The sequence below is a fragment of the Pseudomonas sp. SLBN-26 genome, from assembly GCF_006715895.1.
Classification (GTDB): domain Bacteria; phylum Pseudomonadota; class Gammaproteobacteria; order Pseudomonadales; family Pseudomonadaceae; genus Metapseudomonas; species Metapseudomonas otitidis.
The window spans coordinates 4,092,661-4,108,579 of record NZ_VFOB01000001.1; the positions used below are offsets into that span (position 1 = coordinate 4,092,661).

The window sequence follows — 15,919 nt, forward strand, 5'->3', positions numbered from 1 at the left end:
CCACTTCGGCTTGAGGAATGTTCCCGGCGGAACACGCCATTCCCCAGATCAATGACAGCGCTGCCGCCGGATGGAACGCAGGGCGCACGCTGGTGCGCCCTGGGGAGGGGAGACAGCTCCGCGTGAGCGATCAGTTCACCCGTTCGACGAACTCCACGTCGATCTCGCGGCCCATCAGGTCGCGATCCACTTCACCGGTGAGCTTCACAGTGGCCTTGTCGTCGATGGACTGGGTCGGCCAATCCTCGTCGTCGATCTCCACCTTGATGGTGCCGGTGGCGTCCTTGAACTCGTAGATATCGCCCTTGATGCGCTTGACGATCTGCCCCTGGAGGACAACGGTCGCATCGTCGCTGGCCTGCATGGCGGCGGCGACGGTGGTGATCGCCTGGTTGGCGCCGGGGCCGGTGTAGGTGGACGCCAGAGCGGCGGTGGAGAACAGCGGGGCGATCAGCAGGGCAAGGTATTTGGCGTTCATGGTTGTGATCCCGTATCGGTGTGTGGTTGACGGGATCAGGCTAGGGCCGGGCGCTGAAACGAGGCTTAAAAGCCCCTTAAGCGAACCTTAAGCGGGCAGGGCGACTCAACCACGCTCCGTCACCTGGGGTGCGCTGCGGCGGAAGACATAGAACAGGTTGGGCTCGCTGACCATATAGATGTCACCGGCTTCATCCATGGCCACGCCTTCGGCACGGGGGATGCGGCTTTCCAGGCCATTGAAGCCGCCCAGCAGGCTGATGAAGCTCACCGGCTCACCGGCCTCGTCCAGTTCCAGCAGCAGGTTGGATTGCGCGGACAGCGCCAGGACATGACCGGTACGCGGATCGACACTGAGGGCCGACAGGTTGCGCATACCCAGGCCATAGCTGGGCAGTGGCTGGAGTTCACCCGCCAGGCTGCGGCTGCCATCGGAAGCAAGGCTGAACATCGCGGTGGGCTCGCGCTCCTTGCCCAGCAGCAGACGCCCTTGGGCAGCGTCCCAGGCGATGCCTTCGAAACCCTTGTTGCCGGAGTCGGCAAAGCCCAGGTCGAACTCGTCGGCGTCGTGGACGTCCAGCTCACGGGTCAGCGGATCGAGGGTGAAGATCGACAGGGTGCGACGGCGTTCGTCCGTCACGGCGACATTGCCGTTCTCCAGCACCGCCACGCCTTCGAGGTTGGCGAACCCATTGAGCGGGATGCGCCGCAGCACCTCGCCCTCGCGGGAGATTTCAACCAGCATCGGCGTCTTGCCGGTCACGGTGAACAGGGTGCGCGTCACCGGGTTGTAGGCGAGGTCCGAGGCTTCATCATTCTCCAGGCCCGCCAGCGGCTTGCCCTGGAGGACAGCCCGGTAGCCCGGTAGCCAGATGCTGTCGGCCTGCTCGCCCTTGCTCAGGTTGCGCTCGCTCAGCCAGAGCTGGGCACGGTCATCGAGGTGCAGGTAGCGCAGGGCGCCGCCACCGAGGATCAGCGCGGCGCCCAGGAGAGAATAGCGGAGGGTGCGGGGGAACTTCATGGCCGACGACTGCTTCGGGCGAATGGCCGTCTGATGCTATGCCAGCCGAAAAGTTCCCCGCCAGTGAATTTCAGATGACGCCGCTTTCGAAGGTGCTGTGGCCGACCAGCTCCAGCACCAGCGCATCGCCCTTGCTGAGCGGGCCGACGCCGACCGGCGTGCCGGTCAATACCACGTCGCCCGGTTGCAGGCTGAAGTGCTGGCTGATGGCCTGGAGCAACGGAAGGATGGGGTTGAGCATGTCGCGGCTGTTGCCGTCCTGGCGCACCTCGCCGTTGATGGTCAGGCGGATGCCGATGTCATCCAGGGCCTCGACGGCATCTCCCGGAACGAAGGGCGCCAGCACGCAGGCACCGTCGAAGGCCTTGGCGACCTCCCAGGGCCAGCCCTTTTCCTTCAGCTTGGCCTGGACGTCACGCAGGGTCAGGTCCAGCGCCGGGGCGAAGCCGGAAATGGCATCCCGGGCCTCTTCGGCGCTGGGGTGGCGCGACAGCGGCTTGCCGATCAGCACGGCGATCTCCGCCTCGTAGTGCACGGCACCCCGGTCCTCGGGAATGGAGAACCCGCCCTCGATAGCCACCACGCTGGACGCCGGCTTGATGAACAGCAGCGGCTCGGTGGGCACCGGGTTGTTCAGCTCCTTGGCGTGCTCGGCGTAGTTGCGGCCGATGCATACGACCTTGCCGAGGGGGAAGTGGATACGGGTGCCGTCGACGTACTGGTGCTGGTAGCTCATTAACCGACTCCTGAACGGTGAATACGAAACAGGCGGTGGATCGCTCCACCGCCTGCCTGGTCAGTTGAAGATCTTGCCGGGGTTCATGATCCCGTTGGGATCGAACACCGCCTTGATCGCCTTCATGATCGCGATCTCCGGCTCGGAACGGCTGTAGCCCAGGTAGTCGCGCTTGGTCATGCCCACGCCGTGCTCGGCGGAGATCGAGCCGTTGTACTTCTGCACGGTCTCGAACACCCACTTGTTCACGGTGGCGCACTTGGCGAAGAACTCGTCCTTGGACAGGGCGTCCGGCTTGAGGATGTTCAGGTGCAGGTTGCCGTCGCCGATATGGCCGAACCAGACCACTTCGAAGTCGGGGTAGTTGGCCTCGACGATGCGGTCGATGTCGTGGAGGAAGGCCGGGACCTGGCCGACGGTGACCGAGATGTCGTTCTTGTACGGTGTCCAGTGGGAGATGGTCTCGGAGATGTACTCGCGCAGCTTCCACAGGTTCTGCAGCTGTTGCTCGCTCTGGCTCATCACGCCGTCCAGCACCCAACCCTGCTCGACGCAGTGCTCGAAGGTGGCCAGTGCGTCGTTGGCGACTTCCTCGGTGGTGGCCTCGAACTCCAGCAGCGCATAGAAGGGGCAGGGCGTCTCGAAGGCCGCCGGCACATCACCACGGGCCAGCACCTTGGCCAGGGCCTTGTCGGAGAAGAATTCGAAGGCGGTGAGGTCCAGCTTGCTCTGGAAGGCGTGCAGCACCGGCATGATCGAATCGAAGTCCGGGGTGCCGAGGACCATGGCGGTGAGGTTCTTCGGCGCGCGGTCCAGGCGCATGGTGGCCTCGACCACGAAGCCCAGGGTGCCCTCGGCGCCGATGAACAACTGGCGCAGGTCATAGCCGGTGGCGTTCTTGATCAGGTCGCGGTTCAGCTCCAGCAGCTCGCCGGTGCCGGTGACCACCTTCAGGCCGGCGACCCAGTTGCGGGTCATGCCGTAGCGAATGACCTTGATCCCGCCGGCATTGGTGCCGATGTTGCCGCCAATCTGGCTGGAGCCTGCCGAGGCGAAGTCAACCGGATAATACAGGCCCTTCTCTTCCGCGAAGTTCTGCAGCTGCTCGGTCACCACGCCCGGCTGGCACACCGCCGTGCGGTCGTATTCGTTGAAGGCGAGGATCTGGTTCATGTAGTCGAACGCCACCACCACCTCACCGTTGGCCGCCACCGCAGCGGCCGAAAGCCCGGTACGCCCGCCGGACGGCACCAGCGCCACCTTGTGCTGGTTGGCCCAGCGCACGATGGCCTGCACCTGCTCGATGGTCTTGGGGAAGACGATGGCGGTCGGGGCCGGGGCGAAATGCTTGGTCCAATCCTTGCCGTAGGCCTCCAGGGAGGCGGCGTCGGTCAGCACCTTGCCGGGTTCGACCAGGGTCTTCAGTTCTTCGATCAGGGCGGCGTTGGTCATCAGAGGAACTCTCGAATCATTCATGGTCGCCCTGAGAACGTTTCAGGTCGCAACCGAGCAAGGAAAAAGGAAGGCATGCTAGCATACGCACCCCGTGAATCATGCCTTACAGGCGTTTTACGGGGTAGCTGCCGCACAGCCTGCTTCTGACTTCACTACCGGGACAAATAGGTACGCAGATGAGCAAGACCTCTCTCGAAAAGAGCAAGATCAAGTTCCTTCTCCTCGAAGGCGTCCACCAGAACGCCGTCGACACCCTGAAGGCCGCCGGCTACAGCAACATCGAGTACCTCAAGGGCGCGCTCTCGGGTGACGAGCTGAAGGAAAAGATCGCCGATGCCCACTTCATCGGCATCCGCTCCCGTACCCAACTGACCGAAGAAGTGTTCGACTGCGCGAAGAAACTGATCGCCGTGGGCTGCTTCTGCATCGGCACCAACCAGGTCGACCTCGACGCCGCCCGTGCCCGTGGCATCGCGGTGTTCAACGCCCCCTATTCCAACACCCGCTCGGTCGCCGAGCTGGTCCTGGCCGAGGCCATCCTGCTGCTGCGCGGCATTCCGGAGAAGAACGCCTCCTGCCACCGCGGCGGCTGGATCAAGTCCGCAGCCAACTCCTTCGAGATCCGTGGCAAGAAGCTCGGCATCGTCGGCTACGGCTCCATCGGCACCCAGCTGTCCGTCCTCGCCGAGGCCCTGGGCATGCAGGTCTACTTCTACGACGTGGTCACCAAGCTGCCCCTGGGCAACGCCCAGCAGGTGGGCAACCTGCACGAGCTGCTGGGCATGAGCGACATCGTCTCCCTGCACGTGCCGGAACTGCCGTCCACCCAGTGGATGATCGGCGAGAAGGAAATCCGCGCCATCAAGAAGGGCGGCATCCTGATCAACGCCGCACGCGGCACCGTGGTCGAGCTGGACCACCTGGCCGAAGCCATCAAGGACGAGCACCTGATCGGCGCCGCCATCGACGTGTTCCCGGTGGAGCCCAAGTCCAACGACGAGGAATTCGCCAGCCCGCTGCGTGGCCTGGACCGCGTGATCCTGACCCCGCACATCGGCGGCTCCACCGCCGAGGCCCAGGCCAACATCGGCCTGGAAGTGGCCGAGAAGCTGGTGAAGTACAGCGACAACGGCACCTCCGTGTCTTCCGTGAACTTCCCCGAAGTGGCCCTGCCGTCGCACCCGGGCAAGCACCGTCTGCTGCACATCCACCAGAACATCCCGGGCGTGATGAGCGAGATCAACAAGGTGTTCGCCGACAACGGCATCAACATCTCCGGCCAGTACCTGCAGACCAACGACAAAGTCGGCTACGTGGTGATCGACGTCGACGCCGAGTACTCGGACCTGGCGCTGGAGAAGCTGCAGCACGTGAATGGCACCATTCGCAGCCGCGTCCTGTTCTAACCTCAGGGCTGCTGCGCGTCGGCGATACGGCGTTGGGAACGGTCTCGAAGTGCTCATTTACAGTCGTAAACTCCGCGCTTCTCGACCATTCCCGCCTTGTATCGCTTCAGCTCGCGAGCCCTGACGACGGAGCTGGACAGTAAAAGGGAGGCCTCGGCCTCCCTTTTTCGTGCCTGCGATTTCACGTGCATCAACGATGCGCCGTGAGAATGGCCTCGACGTGCTCATTTACAGCCGGGAACGCCGTGCCTCTCGCACCATTCCCGCCTTGTCTCGCTCTAGCTCGCGAGCTCTGACAACGGAGCTGGACAGTAAAAGGGAGGCCTCGGCCTCCTTTTTCGTGCCTGCGATTTCACGTACATCAACGATGCGGCGTGAGAATGGCCCCGAAGTGCTCATTCACAGTCGGGAACACCGCGCCTATCGACCATTCCCGCCTTGTCTTGCCCTGGCTCGCGAGCGCTGACGACGAAGCTGGACAGTAAAAAGGGAGGCCTCGGCCTCCCTTTCTCATGCGTGCGTTTTCACGCTCATTTCACGGTGACCGTGATTTTCTCGGAGATCACCGGCGGGTCCAGCGGGACGTGGTTCTTGTCGCCCACCAGCAGTTGCAGGGTGTGCTTGCCCGGCGGCAAAGTCACTTCGGTTTCGGTCTGGCCCTTGCCGAAGTGCTTGAGGTTGTCGGTCATCGGCAGCGGCATGTTCATCGCCGGCTCCTGATCCAGGTCGATCAGCAGGTGGTGGTGGCCGGTCGCCGGTGCATCCACGCCTGCCGGCGCGACGCCCATGCCCTTGAGACCGAACTTGACGGTAAACGTCTTGTCCACAGTGGCGCCGTTGGCGGGCTCGATGAAGTAGACCTTGGCACCCTCGGGTGCTGGCGTGCGGGGCATGTCAGCAAGAGCGGCCGCGGAAAAGGCCGAGAGCAGGGCCGCCAGGCCAAGGGGGGCGTACGCAAGCTTCATGACGAATCTCCTTGTTTCGTGAGCTACACAGACCTCCCGCCGCTGCGTAGGTTCACCGCCGGACCGTTCCGCCGGGTCTACGCTGGAGAAGCGGGAAGGCACCCATCAGACCATAACCGAGGTTTTCCCATGCGCCTGTTGTACTGCCTGTTGTTTCTACTGCCCCTGGCTTCGCCGTCGGTCCGGGCGGACCTCATCGACGATGTGTGGGAGCGGGGCAGCCTGCGGATCGCCCTGGTGGAAAACGATGCAGCCTTCGCCCTGCGCGACGGCGAACAGCTGCAGGGCTACGGGGTGGACCTGGGCAACGCCCTGGCCGACGAGCTGAACGTGAAGGCGGACTTCATCCCGGTCAGCCCCGACGAGCTGATGGAGAGTCTGCGCAGCGGCAAGGTGGACATCGCCCTCGGCAGCAGCCTGAAGACCGCCGGCGAGGACCCGCAACTGGAGCTCAGCGAGCCCTACACCCACACACCCGCGCCCCCGACTATCGCCACGAACCCGGCCGCCCAGGGCCTGGCGCCCAGCCCGTCGAAGCCAGCCGCCCCGGCGGAAGGCATTCCCTTCCGCCGCGACAACCCGGCCTTCCGCAGCGCCCTGAACAATGCACTGGGCAAGCTGCGCAGCACGGGCCACCTGGAGCAGTTGGAGCAGAAATGGCACGGCGGCCACGAGGCACCCGCCGCGGCAGCACCGCAGGCGCCCGCCTCGGCGCCGGAACCCACCCCCGAACCGGCGGCCTCAGAGTAGGTCGCCCGTCTCCAGGGCTGCGAGGCAGGCCTGCGCGGCCTCCAGCTGCGTCTCGTTGAACACCCGTACCCCGGCCTGCCGTAACAAGGCGGCCGTCACCCCCTCCCCGGGGATACGGGTGCCGGTGAAGGTGCCGTCGTAGGCCTCCTCGTTTCCGCAGGACGGGCTCCGCGCCTTGAGTACGGCCACCGCGATGCCGTGGTGCCGCACCAGCTCCAGGGCCAGGCGCGCGCCGGCGACGAAAGCCGTGGTGACGTCCTCACCGCCATCGGTCATCACCCGCGCCTGCCCCTCCAGCACCTGGAGGCCCTGCCCACCGGGAATCTCGGCCGGCGGGCGCGGCGTCGGCAGCCCGCCTTCCACCTCGGGACACACCGGCACCACCCGCCCCTCGTCCTGCCAGCGTTGCAGCAGGTCATAGGGGCCGTGGGCGCCGCCGTCGTAACGCACCCGCTGCCCGAGCAGGCAGCGGCTGATCAGAATCTTCTGCATGGTGATCTCCTCGGCGCGCAGGGTACTCCCGGGCCACACCCGGTAACAGCCCGAGGCCCCACACCCCGTCGCACCCACCTTTGGCTGGCCCATCCTTCGGCGGGAAACGCCGTCCGGCCCTGGCATCCGCCACAGGCCCCGCCCACACTGCGGCCGCCCCTTCGCGAAGGACAGTCGCCATGCCCATAACAAGAAAAGCCCTGCCCCCGCTCCTCGCCTGCCTCACTCTGCTGGCCGCCAACACCAGCCACGCGGACCTCCAGGTCCTGGACAACGGCCAGCTCGGCCAGGTGACCGGCCAATCCGGCCTGAGCATCCGCCTGGACGTGATGTCCCGCATCGACCGGCTGACCTGGACCGATGACGGCGGCAACGCCTCCCTGCGCAACATCCGCATCGACAACGGCTGCCTCAGCGCCGCCGATTGCCCCAACGGCGCCGGTGGCAGCTTCGCCCTCGGCCCGGCGCAGCTGGGCCTGACCCTGCCGGTGTTCAACGTCGACCAGCCGACCCTGATGGTGGATGTGATCAAGAACGCCAGCGGCGTCGAGCAGATGGTGCTGACCCTGCCGGACCTGACCACCATCAACGACCAGCTGATCCAGTCCGGGCTGCCGGCCCAGCGCATCCGCATGCGGGTGGCCGCCGACATGTACGTCGGCGAGAGCAGCCTGGGCAGCATCGAGGTGCGCGACATCGTCGACCTGCGCGGCACCCTCAAGGTCTGGGGGCACTGAGCCCCCTGGCGATCAGAGCGGCGTATCGCCCCGGCGGCGGAACCAGCCGGTGAGGGACAGCCGCTCGCGGTTGGCCGGCAGCACCTCGTGGGGCAGGTCGCCGGAAAGGAACACCACCAGGGTCCCGGCCTCCGGCTCCACGTCACGGATCGAGCCGTCGGCGAAGTAGAGCCGCAACTGGCCACCCTGCTCGGGCTGCCAATCGGGATTGAGGTAGAGCACGGCGGAGACCGTGCGGCGGTCGTCATCGCGGAAGCGGTCCACGTGCTTCCGGTAGAAGGCGCCGGGCGGGTAGAGCGCAAAGTGCGCCTCGAAATCCTCCAGCCCCAGGAACAGCTCGCGGTTGAGCACCAGCCGCAGCTCGTCCATCAACGCCAGGTAGCGATCGGAAACCTCGGCCTGCCCCGGTTCCAGCCAATCGATGCTGTCGCCGCGGATGCCCTCGCGGACCTGCAGCGCATCGCCACGGCCGATGCCGGCCTGGCTCAGCACCCCAGCCGCAGCACGCGCCCTGCATTCGCCGGCCAGCGCCGCCACGAAGTCGTTGTCCAATGCGCTGGCGAGCAGGCACCAGCCTTGGCGGGCAAGGCCATCGGCAAGCGTGTCCGGGGAAAATTCGAAAGGGGGGGTCGGCATGGTCGGGGCATTCTAAATGGGCGCTATAACGCCGCCTACAGGGCGAAAGGAAAAATCTTTCACGCCCGACGAAAGCCTCCTGCAAGCACGCTTCACCGCCCCTGCAACCGCCCGCCAGGCCTGGCGTCCATAGCCTAGAACGAATTTCGTGCGCAGGGCCCCGGCATGCCTCGACAAGCACCCCAAGCCCCCGGAAAATAGCCCGCGCCGCACCACCCCCGTGAATCGTCGGCACCCCGGCCGAACCGAGCCCGCCCCTCCGGGTCCTAGAACAACACCGGCTCTCGTTTCCCCCCAGGAGATCCCATGCGCCTGCTTCTCGCTGTCACCTTCCTGCTACTCGGTCTGCCGGCGTTGGCCGACGACCACGCCAGCCTTTACCAGGCGGCGGGCTGGCCGGAACAGCGGACGCATTTCACCGACGCGCTGAGCGCCGCGCAGCAGCGTTACCAGAAGAGCCTGCCGCCGGCCGTCTACCAGGCACTGGTGGACAACAGCAACCGCCGCTTCCAGGGCCAGGCCATGGACCAGCGCGCCCTCGCCGCACTGCGAGCCAACCTGAACGATCCACGCCCGGCCCTGGCCTTCTTCCAGTCGCCGCTGGGGCGCAAGGTCACCGCCGCCGAGGTTCTGGCCACCCGCCGTGACCAGCTCGCCAAGAACGCCAACGGCCTGCCGCGCATGGAAGCCAGCGCCACCCGCCAGTTGCAGGTGCGCCACCTGGCCCAGGCCCTGCCGGCGCGGGAGGCGGGTGCCGAGGTCAGCCTCGCCCTGGCCGGCGTCGCTGCCGACAGCCTGAGCCAGATGCTCCCCGGCCTGCTGGGCGGCGGCCAGGCCCAGGGCATGCTCGACGGCCAGCGCCAGCGCCTGATGGAGCAGATCGGCAACGACCTGGACAACACCCTGCTGTACGTCTATCGCGGGCTGTCGGACCCGGAAATGGAAGAATTCGTCACCTTCGCCGAATCCCGCGAAGGCCGCGCCTATTACCAGGCCGCCCTGGCCGCCGTACGCGCCAGCCTGGCGGTGGGGCAGGACGCCTCCAGCCTCGCCCCCTGAGGCGAGGCCCGCCCACTCACGCCAGGCGCTGCCTGAGGAATTCGAAGTAGCGCTCGCGGTAGGCCGCCGACTCGTTCACCAGGTGATGCCCGGCACCGGGCAGCATCAGCACCTCGGGCGCATCGAACTTGGCCTGCAGCACCTGCAGGTTGTGCCGCCAGTCCACCGTCATGTCGCCATCGCCCTGGATCACCAGCGGCCGATGTGGGCTGCGCTGGGCGGCCTCGATGCGCGGCACCCAGCGCGACAGGGCACCAACCCAGGCGGTGGGCAGGCTGCGCGGCTGCAGCGGGTCGCGGTTGTGGACGAAGTCGATGAACTCGGCATCGCTGGAGTTGACGCTGAAGCGCCGGGGGATGGACTCCACGAACGGGCGCAGCATCAGGTAGCTGAAACGCGACCAGCCCCAGGCACGCGGGCGCACCAGCGGGGCGAACAGCAGGGTGCGGCCCAGCCCGGGCGGCGGCGAGCCGGTGAGCAGGAAATCCAGCAGGATGGCCCCGCCCGTGCTCTGCCCGGCCAGGTGCCAGGGCTGCGGCAAACCCAGCCGCCCGGCCTCGCCAAGCAGCGCCACCAGCACCGCCTGGTACTCGGCGAAATCGCCGATGCTGGCCCGCTCGCCACTGGACAGACCGTGCCCGGGCAGGTCGCAGGCGATCACCGCAAAGCCCATCTCCAGCGCCCAATCCACCAGGTGGCGGTACAGCCCCATGTGGTCGTAATAGCCGTGCAGCATCACCAGGGTGGCGCGGGGCTGTGCCGGCCACCAGGCCTGGGTGGCGATGCGGTAGCCGCCCACGTCCAGGCTGCCGAGGCGCACATGGGGCGCCGGCTTGCGCATCGCCAGGTCCAGCCCGTAGTAGCGACGGTAGGTCGCCGCCAGCTCCAGGTCTGGGGCGTCGGCGGCCAGCGGGCGCAGCAGCGGGCGCAGTTGTTCGGGTTGCGGAGCGTCGGACATCGGGGCTTCCAGGCGGCAGGGCAGTCGGCTCGCCGCTTCTCGGGGCGGCAGTGGCTGCCGATATTCAGCTGCACGGCCGGCCATGGCAAGCTATGCGCCCCGCACAAGGTCGGCTCCCATGCGTTCATTTCCCCTCAAGTCCCTGCTCCTCGGCCTGCTGGCCCTGGCCGTCATCATTGCCCTGGGCCTGGCCTACCGCTGGTACGAGGGGCGCTACATCCGCCCCTTCGACGAGCGCACGGCGCTGTTCTCCGGCGATGCACTGCACCTGCCGGCCTCCCTCGCCGGACCGGGGCCGATCCGCCTGGTGCATTTCTTCGACCCCGCCTGCCCATGCAACGTCGGCAACCAGCAGCACCTGGGGGAGCTGATCGAACGCTTCGCCGACCAAGGCGTGACCTTCTATGCGGTGCAGAAACCCGGCAGCCAGGGGCACCTGCCGCAGAACCTGCAGCGCATGCAGCTGCTGGCCGGGCTGCCGGGGGCCGAGGCCATTCCCGCCACGCCTGCCGTGGGCATCTGGGACCGCGGCGGCAAGCTGGCCTACTTCGGCCCCTACAGCGAGGGGGCGGTGTGCAACTCGGCCAACAGCTTCATCGAACCCATCATCGAGGCGCTGCTCGCCGGCCGTGCCGTGGAAGCGACCCACACCCTGGCGGTGGGCTGCTACTGCGAATGGGCGCCGGCCGGCGGCTGATCCAGCCCGGCCGGGCGGAAGCGCTGGAAGATGGCCTCCGTTTCACCGCTGGCGTTCATTGCCCGCAGCTCCCCATTCAGCGCCTTCACCAGCGCCTCGCCCCGGGGCGAACTGCGCGCCACCAGCAGGTAGAAGGCCTTGCGCGACGGCAGCACGAGGTAGCGCAGGGTTCCGTCGGCCCGGTAGGCGCCCAGTTCGATGCCGCCGTAGAGCGGTTCGATCTCGCTGGGGAACAGGTCGCAGCGCTGGCGCGTCACCAGGTCCAAAGCCTGCTGCACACTGGCCACCCGCTGGGGCTCATCGGTGATGCCGTAGGGGTCGTAGTTGTAGCCGATCACGCCGCACAGCCGCTGGCTGGCCAGGGCACCCGGCGCCTTGATGTCCGGCGGTGAGGGAAAGCGGGTAGCGGAATAGAACAGCCCGAGGCGGGTGTGGTAGAGCGGCTCGCTGTAATGGGCGAAGGCCGCCCGCTCGGGGGTGTAGCTGGCGTCCCAGGTCACCTCGCAGTTCTGGCGGGAGGCGTAGTCCGCCAGCTCCTGCTGCACCCGCGCCCAGGGCAGGTAGCTCACGTCGTAGTCGTATCCGAGGTGCTTCAGCGCGGTGAGCACCAGGGTCGCGGCCGAACCGGTGAGCCGCGATTGATCGGGCTTGCCGTCATGGCGCTCCCAATAGGTGAAGGGTGGCCACTCGTTGCCGCCACCGAGGCAGATCTTCACCGGCTCCGCCGCCCAGGCGCCTGCGCCCCCGGCCAGCAGCCCCAGCATTGCCACACATCTGAGCATTGCACCGCCCTCATCCAGGTCTGGCCGACGCCCCTGTCACTACGGTCGCCTTCCCTGCCGCCACCGCGATGGCCCTTGAGGACGCGGTGTCATTCCGAGCATAGACCAGCCGAGGCGACCGACAGGTGCCGGGCGCCCGGCGTATGCCCCTCCCAGCGCTGGAAGGCCCGGTAGAACGGCGACAGCTCGGCGAAGCCGCAGGCACGGGCCACCTCGCGCACGCCGTGGCCGGCGTCGAGCAGCTCCCGGGCACGCATGCGCCGCACCTCGTCATGCAGGGCGCGAAAGCCCGTGCCCTGTTCGGCCAGGCTGCGCTGCAGGGCACTGCGGGTCATGCCCAAGGCCTGGGCGCAGGCAGCCAGGGTGCAGTCACCACGCTCCAGGCGCAGAGCCAGCCAATAGCGCACCCGCTCCTGCAGCTGGTTCTCCACCAGCTCCGCCAGTTGCCGCTCGGCCTCCCGCTCCAGCACCTCGAACACCCTCGGGCTGGCGCTGCCCAGGGGGCGGGCCAGCAGCGACCGGGGCAACAGCAACGCATCGTGGGGCTGGGCGAACAGCGGCTCCACCCCGAACAGCCGACGGTGCTCAGCCAGGCGCCGGGGCGCGGGGTGGCGGAAGCACACACCCAACAGCGGCAGCGGCTCCCCCAGCACCGCGCCGAGCATGCGGCTCAGCAGCAGGGCGACGCACTCCACCTGCTGGCGCAGGTGCCCCACCCCGACGTAGTGCAGGTCGATGACCAGCCGGGCCACTTCGCCGTGCTCCTCCAGGCGCGCGGCGAAGCCGCCGGAGGCGACGTGCTGGTAGCGCACGAAAGCCTCCAGGCCCTGGCGCAGGTCACGGGCGGCCTGCAGCAGGTAGCCCATCACGTCCATCGGCCGGGGGCGCATGACCTCGCCCAGGTGCAGGCCGATGTCGTCGTCACCGGTCATGCCGGCCATGGCCAGCCAGAAGCGCGGGGCGCTGTCGTGGTCCTCGCGGCCGTCCAGCCAGGGCACGGACGGTGCCAGGCCGAACACCCGGCGGTAGGTGTCGGTAGGGTCCAGGCCAAGCTCGGCCAATGCTTCGTAGAGCAGGCGGCGCAGGGTCGAGGAATGGGTCAGGGCAGGGCGGGGGAACGGCGAGAAATCCATGGCACCTCCGGAGCGACCAAATGCTCTGCGCTTCGCAGCATTTGGTCAATGCCAGCGCAGCGGCCGCTGCGCAGAATGGCGCCCACTACAACAAGGAGAATCCGCCCATGAAACGTACCCTGACCGTCCTTGCCGTGGTGGTGGCCGCCGCCGCTGCCGGCGCCACCTGGTACACCCAGAGCAAGAAGCCGGTGCGCGATGGCGAACTGGCCCTGAGCAACCTCCAGGCCCCGGTGAGCGTCCGCTACGACGAACGCGGCGTGCCGCACATCCGCGCCGAGAACGAAGCCGACATGTACCGCGCGCTGGGCTTCGTCCACGCCCAGGACCGCCTGTTCCAGATGGAGATGCTGCGCCGCCTGGCCAAGGGCGAGCTGGCCGAAGTGCTGGGCCCGCGCCTGGTGGAGACCGACCGCCTGTTCCGCACCCTCGAACTGCGCCACCACGCCCAGGAATACGTGCGCCGGATGGACCGCAACAGCCCGTCGGCCAAGGCGCTGGAGGCCTACCTGGACGGCATCAACCAGTACCAGGCCAGCCGTCCGGCCCCGGTCGAGTTCGACCTGCTGGGCATCCAGAAGCAGCCGTTCACCGTCGAGGACACCTTCGCCGTGGCCGGCTACATGGCCTACAGCTTTGCCGCAGCCTTCCGCACCGAACCGGTGCTGACCTACATCCGCGACGAGCTGGGCGCGGACTACCTGCGCGCCTTCGACCTGGACTGGCACCCCGAAGGAGTGGTGGGCCAGAAGCTGGCCGCTGCCGACTGGAAGGCCCTCAACAGCCTCGCCCGGGTCAGCCACCAGGCGCTGGTGGAAGCCGGCCTGCCGCAGTTCGAGGGCAGCAACGCCTGGGCGGTTTCCGGCAGCCGCACCGCCAGTGGCAAGCCGCTGCTGGCCGGCGACCCGCACATCCGCTTCGCCGTGCCGGCAGTGTGGTACGAGGCGCAGATGAGCTACCCGGGCTTCGACCTCTACGGCCACCTGCAGGCGCTCAATCCCACCGCGTCGCTGGGGCACACCGCCCGCTTCGCCTGGAGCCTGACCATGTTCCAGAACGATGACCTGGACCTGGTGGCGGAGAAGGTCAACCCGGACAACCTCAACCAGGTCTGGTACCAGGGCCAGTGGGTGGACATGACCCAGCGCGAGGAAGTGCTGAAGGTGAAGGGCGCTGACCCCATCACCCTCACCCTGCGCCGCTCGCCCCACGGCCCCATCGTCAACGACGCCCTGGGTGCTACCGCCGGCAAGACCCCGATCGCCATGTGGTGGGCCTTCCTGGAGACCGAGAACCCGGTGCTGGACGCCTTCTACCAGCTCAACCGCGCCGACACCCTGGACAAGGCCCGAGCGGCGGCGGAGAAGATCCACGCCCCCGGCCTCAACGTGGTCTGGGCCAATGCCGACGGTGACATCGGCTGGTGGGCCGCCGCACGCCTGCCGAACCGCCCGGCCGGGGTGAACCCGTACTTCATCCTCGACGGCAGCCAGGGCGAGGCGGACAAGCCGGGCTTCCTGCCCTTCAGCGCCAACCCCCATGAGGAGAACCCGGCGCGCGGCTACATCGTCTCGGCCAACTACCAGCCACAATCGCCCACCGGCGTGGCCATCCCCGGCTACTACAACCTGCCGGACCGCGGCCAGCGCCTGGACAGCCGCCTGGCCGACGCCAGCGTGAAGTGGGACCTGAACAACAGCCAGGCCCTGCAACTGGACACCGCCACCGGCTACGGCCCGCGCCTGCTGGCACCGCTGCTGGACGACCTGCGGGCCGCCGCCGGCAACGACGACGAGCGCGCCCTGGTGGAGCAACTGGCCGCCTGGAAGGGCGATCACCCGCTGGATTCCACCGCCGCCACGCTGTTCGAGCAGTTGATCTACGAACTGGCCAAGGGCGCCTTCCACGACGAACTGGGCGATGCCTTCTTCGACAACCTGCTGTCGACCCGCGTGCTGGACGTGGCCCTGCCACGCCTGGCCGCCGACGCCCAGTCGCCCTGGTGGGACGTGCGCGGCACCGAGGCCCGGGAGAGCCGGGCCGATGTGGTCAAGGCCGCCTGGCAGGCCAGCCTGGCGCACCTGGAGAAGACCTTCGGCACCGACCACGCGAACTGGACCTGGGGCCGGGCCCACACCCTCACCCACGGCCACCCGCTGGGTCAGCAGAAGCCGCTGGACCGCCTGTTCAACGTCGGTCCCTTCGCGGCACCGGGCGCCCACGAGATGCCCAACAACCTGGCCAACCGGGTCGGCCCGGCGCCGTGGGAGGTGGTCTACGGGCCGTCCACCCGCCGCCTGATCGACCTCGCCGACCCGGCCCACGGGCTCGGCATCAACCCGGTGGGACAGAGTGGCGTACCGTTCGACCGTCACTATGCGGACCAGGCCGGGCGCTACATCGAGGGCCAGTACGTGCCGATGCACATGAGCGACGAGGACGTGCAGGCCAACACCCGCGACACGCTGAAGCTGGTGCCACGCGCCCAGTGACCCGAACACGCCCCCGGCCCCAGCGGGCCGGGGGCGTTGTCGTTTCTACGGCGTGCTCGTGGTACTCCAGGCCCGCTTGCTTCCCCCACCCGCTGGGTACGGCCGGCCTGTACAGCTCCACGC

The 15,919-nt window shown here is 67.7% G+C and carries 16 protein-coding genes; 6 read left to right on the forward strand and 10 right to left on the reverse strand.

Annotated elements, in window-relative coordinates; translation table 11 throughout:
- Nucleotides 1-130: 130 nt before the first annotated feature.
- From FBY21_RS18880 to FBY21_RS18895, 4 genes are all read right to left on the reverse strand, one after another.
- Nucleotides 131-478, reverse strand: coding sequence for a NirD/YgiW/YdeI family stress tolerance protein (locus FBY21_RS18880; RefSeq protein ID WP_142012912.1), 348 nt, complete (start codon nucleotides 476-478; stop codon nucleotides 131-133).
- 105 nt (nucleotides 479-583) lie between these two features.
- Nucleotides 584-1,498, reverse strand: coding sequence for an SdiA-regulated domain-containing protein (locus tag FBY21_RS18885; protein WP_142012915.1), 915 nt, complete (start codon nucleotides 1,496-1,498; stop codon nucleotides 584-586).
- Between the two features lie 70 nt (nucleotides 1,499-1,568).
- The gene (locus tag FBY21_RS18890) at nucleotides 1,569-2,234 is read right to left on the reverse strand and encodes a fumarylacetoacetate hydrolase family protein (RefSeq protein ID WP_044402247.1); all 666 of its coding nucleotides are present in this window, start codon (nucleotides 2,232-2,234) and stop codon (nucleotides 1,569-1,571) included.
- A 60-nt stretch (nucleotides 2,235-2,294) separates the two neighbouring features.
- Nucleotides 2,295-3,686 (reverse strand): FAD-binding oxidoreductase, encoded by a 1,392-nt coding sequence (locus FBY21_RS18895; RefSeq protein ID WP_142012918.1) that lies wholly within the window; start codon nucleotides 3,684-3,686, stop codon nucleotides 2,295-2,297.
- A 179-nt stretch (nucleotides 3,687-3,865) separates the two neighbouring features.
- Between FBY21_RS18895 and serA the strand changes: the two genes are divergently transcribed.
- A complete protein-coding gene (gene serA, locus FBY21_RS18900; RefSeq protein WP_044402243.1) occupies nucleotides 3,866-5,095 on the forward strand; it encodes a phosphoglycerate dehydrogenase in 1,230 nt (409 codons plus the stop codon).
- 530 nt (nucleotides 5,096-5,625) lie between these two features.
- Here serA and FBY21_RS18905 read toward each other — a convergent pair.
- Nucleotides 5,626-6,060: a DUF4399 domain-containing protein gene (locus FBY21_RS18905; RefSeq protein WP_044402242.1), complete on the reverse strand. Its 435-nt coding sequence runs from the start codon at nucleotides 6,058-6,060 to the stop codon at nucleotides 5,626-5,628.
- A 129-nt stretch (nucleotides 6,061-6,189) separates the two neighbouring features.
- Between FBY21_RS18905 and FBY21_RS18910 the strand changes: the two genes are divergently transcribed.
- Entirely contained in the window at nucleotides 6,190-6,810 is a 621-nt protein-coding gene (locus tag FBY21_RS18910) for a transporter substrate-binding domain-containing protein (RefSeq protein ID WP_142012921.1), read from the forward strand.
- Here the strand turns inward: FBY21_RS18910 and FBY21_RS18915 are convergent.
- Nucleotides 6,802-7,302, reverse strand: a complete 501-nt coding sequence (locus FBY21_RS18915) for a DUF523 domain-containing protein (protein WP_142012924.1) — start codon at nucleotides 7,300-7,302, stop codon at nucleotides 6,802-6,804. The genes FBY21_RS18910 and FBY21_RS18915 overlap by 9 nt on opposite strands.
- A 179-nt stretch (nucleotides 7,303-7,481) precedes the next feature.
- Here FBY21_RS18915 and FBY21_RS18920 point away from each other — a divergent pair, with 179 nt between their 5' ends.
- The gene (locus FBY21_RS18920; RefSeq protein WP_074967103.1) at nucleotides 7,482-8,039 is read left to right on the forward strand and encodes a DUF6160 family protein; all 558 of its coding nucleotides are present in this window, start codon (nucleotides 7,482-7,484) and stop codon (nucleotides 8,037-8,039) included.
- 12 nt (nucleotides 8,040-8,051) lie between these two features.
- Here FBY21_RS18920 and FBY21_RS18925 read toward each other — a convergent pair whose 3' ends face one another.
- Nucleotides 8,052-8,675: a 2OG-Fe(II) oxygenase gene (locus tag FBY21_RS18925; RefSeq protein ID WP_044402234.1), complete on the reverse strand. Its 624-nt coding sequence runs from the start codon at nucleotides 8,673-8,675 to the stop codon at nucleotides 8,052-8,054.
- Nucleotides 8,676-8,981: 306 nt separating this feature from the next.
- On the opposite strand from FBY21_RS18925, the gene FBY21_RS18930 reads away from it, so the two are divergent.
- Nucleotides 8,982-9,734 (forward strand): DUF2059 domain-containing protein, encoded by a 753-nt coding sequence (locus tag FBY21_RS18930; RefSeq protein WP_074967101.1) that lies wholly within the window; start codon nucleotides 8,982-8,984, stop codon nucleotides 9,732-9,734.
- Between the two features lie 16 nt (nucleotides 9,735-9,750).
- Here FBY21_RS18930 and FBY21_RS18935 read toward each other — a convergent pair whose 3' ends face one another.
- The gene (locus FBY21_RS18935; RefSeq protein WP_142012927.1) at nucleotides 9,751-10,692 is read right to left on the reverse strand and encodes an alpha/beta hydrolase; all 942 of its coding nucleotides are present in this window, start codon (nucleotides 10,690-10,692) and stop codon (nucleotides 9,751-9,753) included.
- 82 nt (nucleotides 10,693-10,774) lie between these two features.
- On the opposite strand from FBY21_RS18935, the gene FBY21_RS18940 reads away from it, so the two are divergent.
- Nucleotides 10,775-11,389, forward strand: a complete 615-nt coding sequence (locus FBY21_RS18940; protein ID WP_409563799.1) for a DUF6436 domain-containing protein — start codon at nucleotides 10,775-10,777, stop codon at nucleotides 11,387-11,389.
- Here FBY21_RS18940 and FBY21_RS18945 read toward each other — a convergent pair.
- Together FBY21_RS18945 and FBY21_RS18950 are read right to left on the reverse strand one after the other, a co-directional pair.
- On the reverse strand, nucleotides 11,359-12,153 hold the full coding sequence (locus FBY21_RS18945; protein ID WP_222119527.1) for a substrate-binding periplasmic protein: 795 nt from the start codon (nucleotides 12,151-12,153) through the stop codon (nucleotides 11,359-11,361). The genes FBY21_RS18940 and FBY21_RS18945 overlap by 31 nt on opposite strands.
- A gap of 107 nt (nucleotides 12,154-12,260) precedes the next feature.
- Nucleotides 12,261-13,304, reverse strand: coding sequence for an AraC family transcriptional regulator (locus FBY21_RS18950; protein WP_044402223.1), 1,044 nt, complete (start codon nucleotides 13,302-13,304; stop codon nucleotides 12,261-12,263).
- A 107-nt stretch (nucleotides 13,305-13,411) separates the two neighbouring features.
- Between FBY21_RS18950 and FBY21_RS18955 the strand changes: the two genes are divergently transcribed.
- Nucleotides 13,412-15,796, forward strand: a complete 2,385-nt coding sequence (locus FBY21_RS18955; RefSeq protein ID WP_142012934.1) for a penicillin acylase family protein — start codon at nucleotides 13,412-13,414, stop codon at nucleotides 15,794-15,796.
- The last annotated feature ends 123 nt before the right edge of the window (nucleotides 15,797-15,919 follow it).

Coding starts and splice junctions, on each gene's coding strand:
- FBY21_RS18890 (WP_044402247.1), bottom strand. CDS start 2,234: ATGAGCTACCAGCACCAGTACGTCGACGGCACCCGTATCCACTTCCCC.
- FBY21_RS18930 (WP_074967101.1), top strand. CDS start 8,982: ATGCGCCTGCTTCTCGCTGTCACCTTCCTGCTACTCGGTCTGCCGGCG.
- FBY21_RS18910 (WP_142012921.1), top strand. CDS start 6,190: ATGCGCCTGTTGTACTGCCTGTTGTTTCTACTGCCCCTGGCTTCGCCG.
- FBY21_RS18940 (WP_409563799.1), top strand. CDS start 10,775: ATGGCAAGCTATGCGCCCCGCACAAGGTCGGCTCCCATGCGTTCATTT.
- FBY21_RS18880 (WP_142012912.1), bottom strand. CDS start 478: ATGAACGCCAAATACCTTGCCCTGCTGATCGCCCCGCTGTTCTCCACC.
- FBY21_RS18935 (WP_142012927.1), bottom strand. CDS start 10,692: ATGTCCGACGCTCCGCAACCCGAACAACTGCGCCCGCTGCTGCGCCCG.
- FBY21_RS18905 (WP_044402242.1), bottom strand. CDS start 6,060: ATGAAGCTTGCGTACGCCCCCCTTGGCCTGGCGGCCCTGCTCTCGGCC.
- FBY21_RS18925 (WP_044402234.1), bottom strand. CDS start 8,675: ATGCCGACCCCCCCTTTCGAATTTTCCCCGGACACGCTTGCCGATGGC.
- FBY21_RS18885 (WP_142012915.1), bottom strand. CDS start 1,498: ATGAAGTTCCCCCGCACCCTCCGCTATTCTCTCCTGGGCGCCGCGCTG.
- FBY21_RS18950 (WP_044402223.1), bottom strand. CDS start 13,304: ATGGATTTCTCGCCGTTCCCCCGCCCTGCCCTGACCCATTCCTCGACC.
- FBY21_RS18895 (WP_142012918.1), bottom strand. CDS start 3,686: ATGACCAACGCCGCCCTGATCGAAGAACTGAAGACCCTGGTCGAACCC.
- FBY21_RS18915 (WP_142012924.1), bottom strand. CDS start 7,302: ATGCAGAAGATTCTGATCAGCCGCTGCCTGCTCGGGCAGCGGGTGCGT.
- FBY21_RS18945 (WP_222119527.1), bottom strand. CDS start 12,153: ATGCTGGGGCTGCTGGCCGGGGGCGCAGGCGCCTGGGCGGCGGAGCCG.
- serA (WP_044402243.1), top strand. CDS start 3,866: ATGAGCAAGACCTCTCTCGAAAAGAGCAAGATCAAGTTCCTTCTCCTC.
- FBY21_RS18955 (WP_142012934.1), top strand. CDS start 13,412: ATGAAACGTACCCTGACCGTCCTTGCCGTGGTGGTGGCCGCCGCCGCT.
- FBY21_RS18920 (WP_074967103.1), top strand. CDS start 7,482: ATGCCCATAACAAGAAAAGCCCTGCCCCCGCTCCTCGCCTGCCTCACT.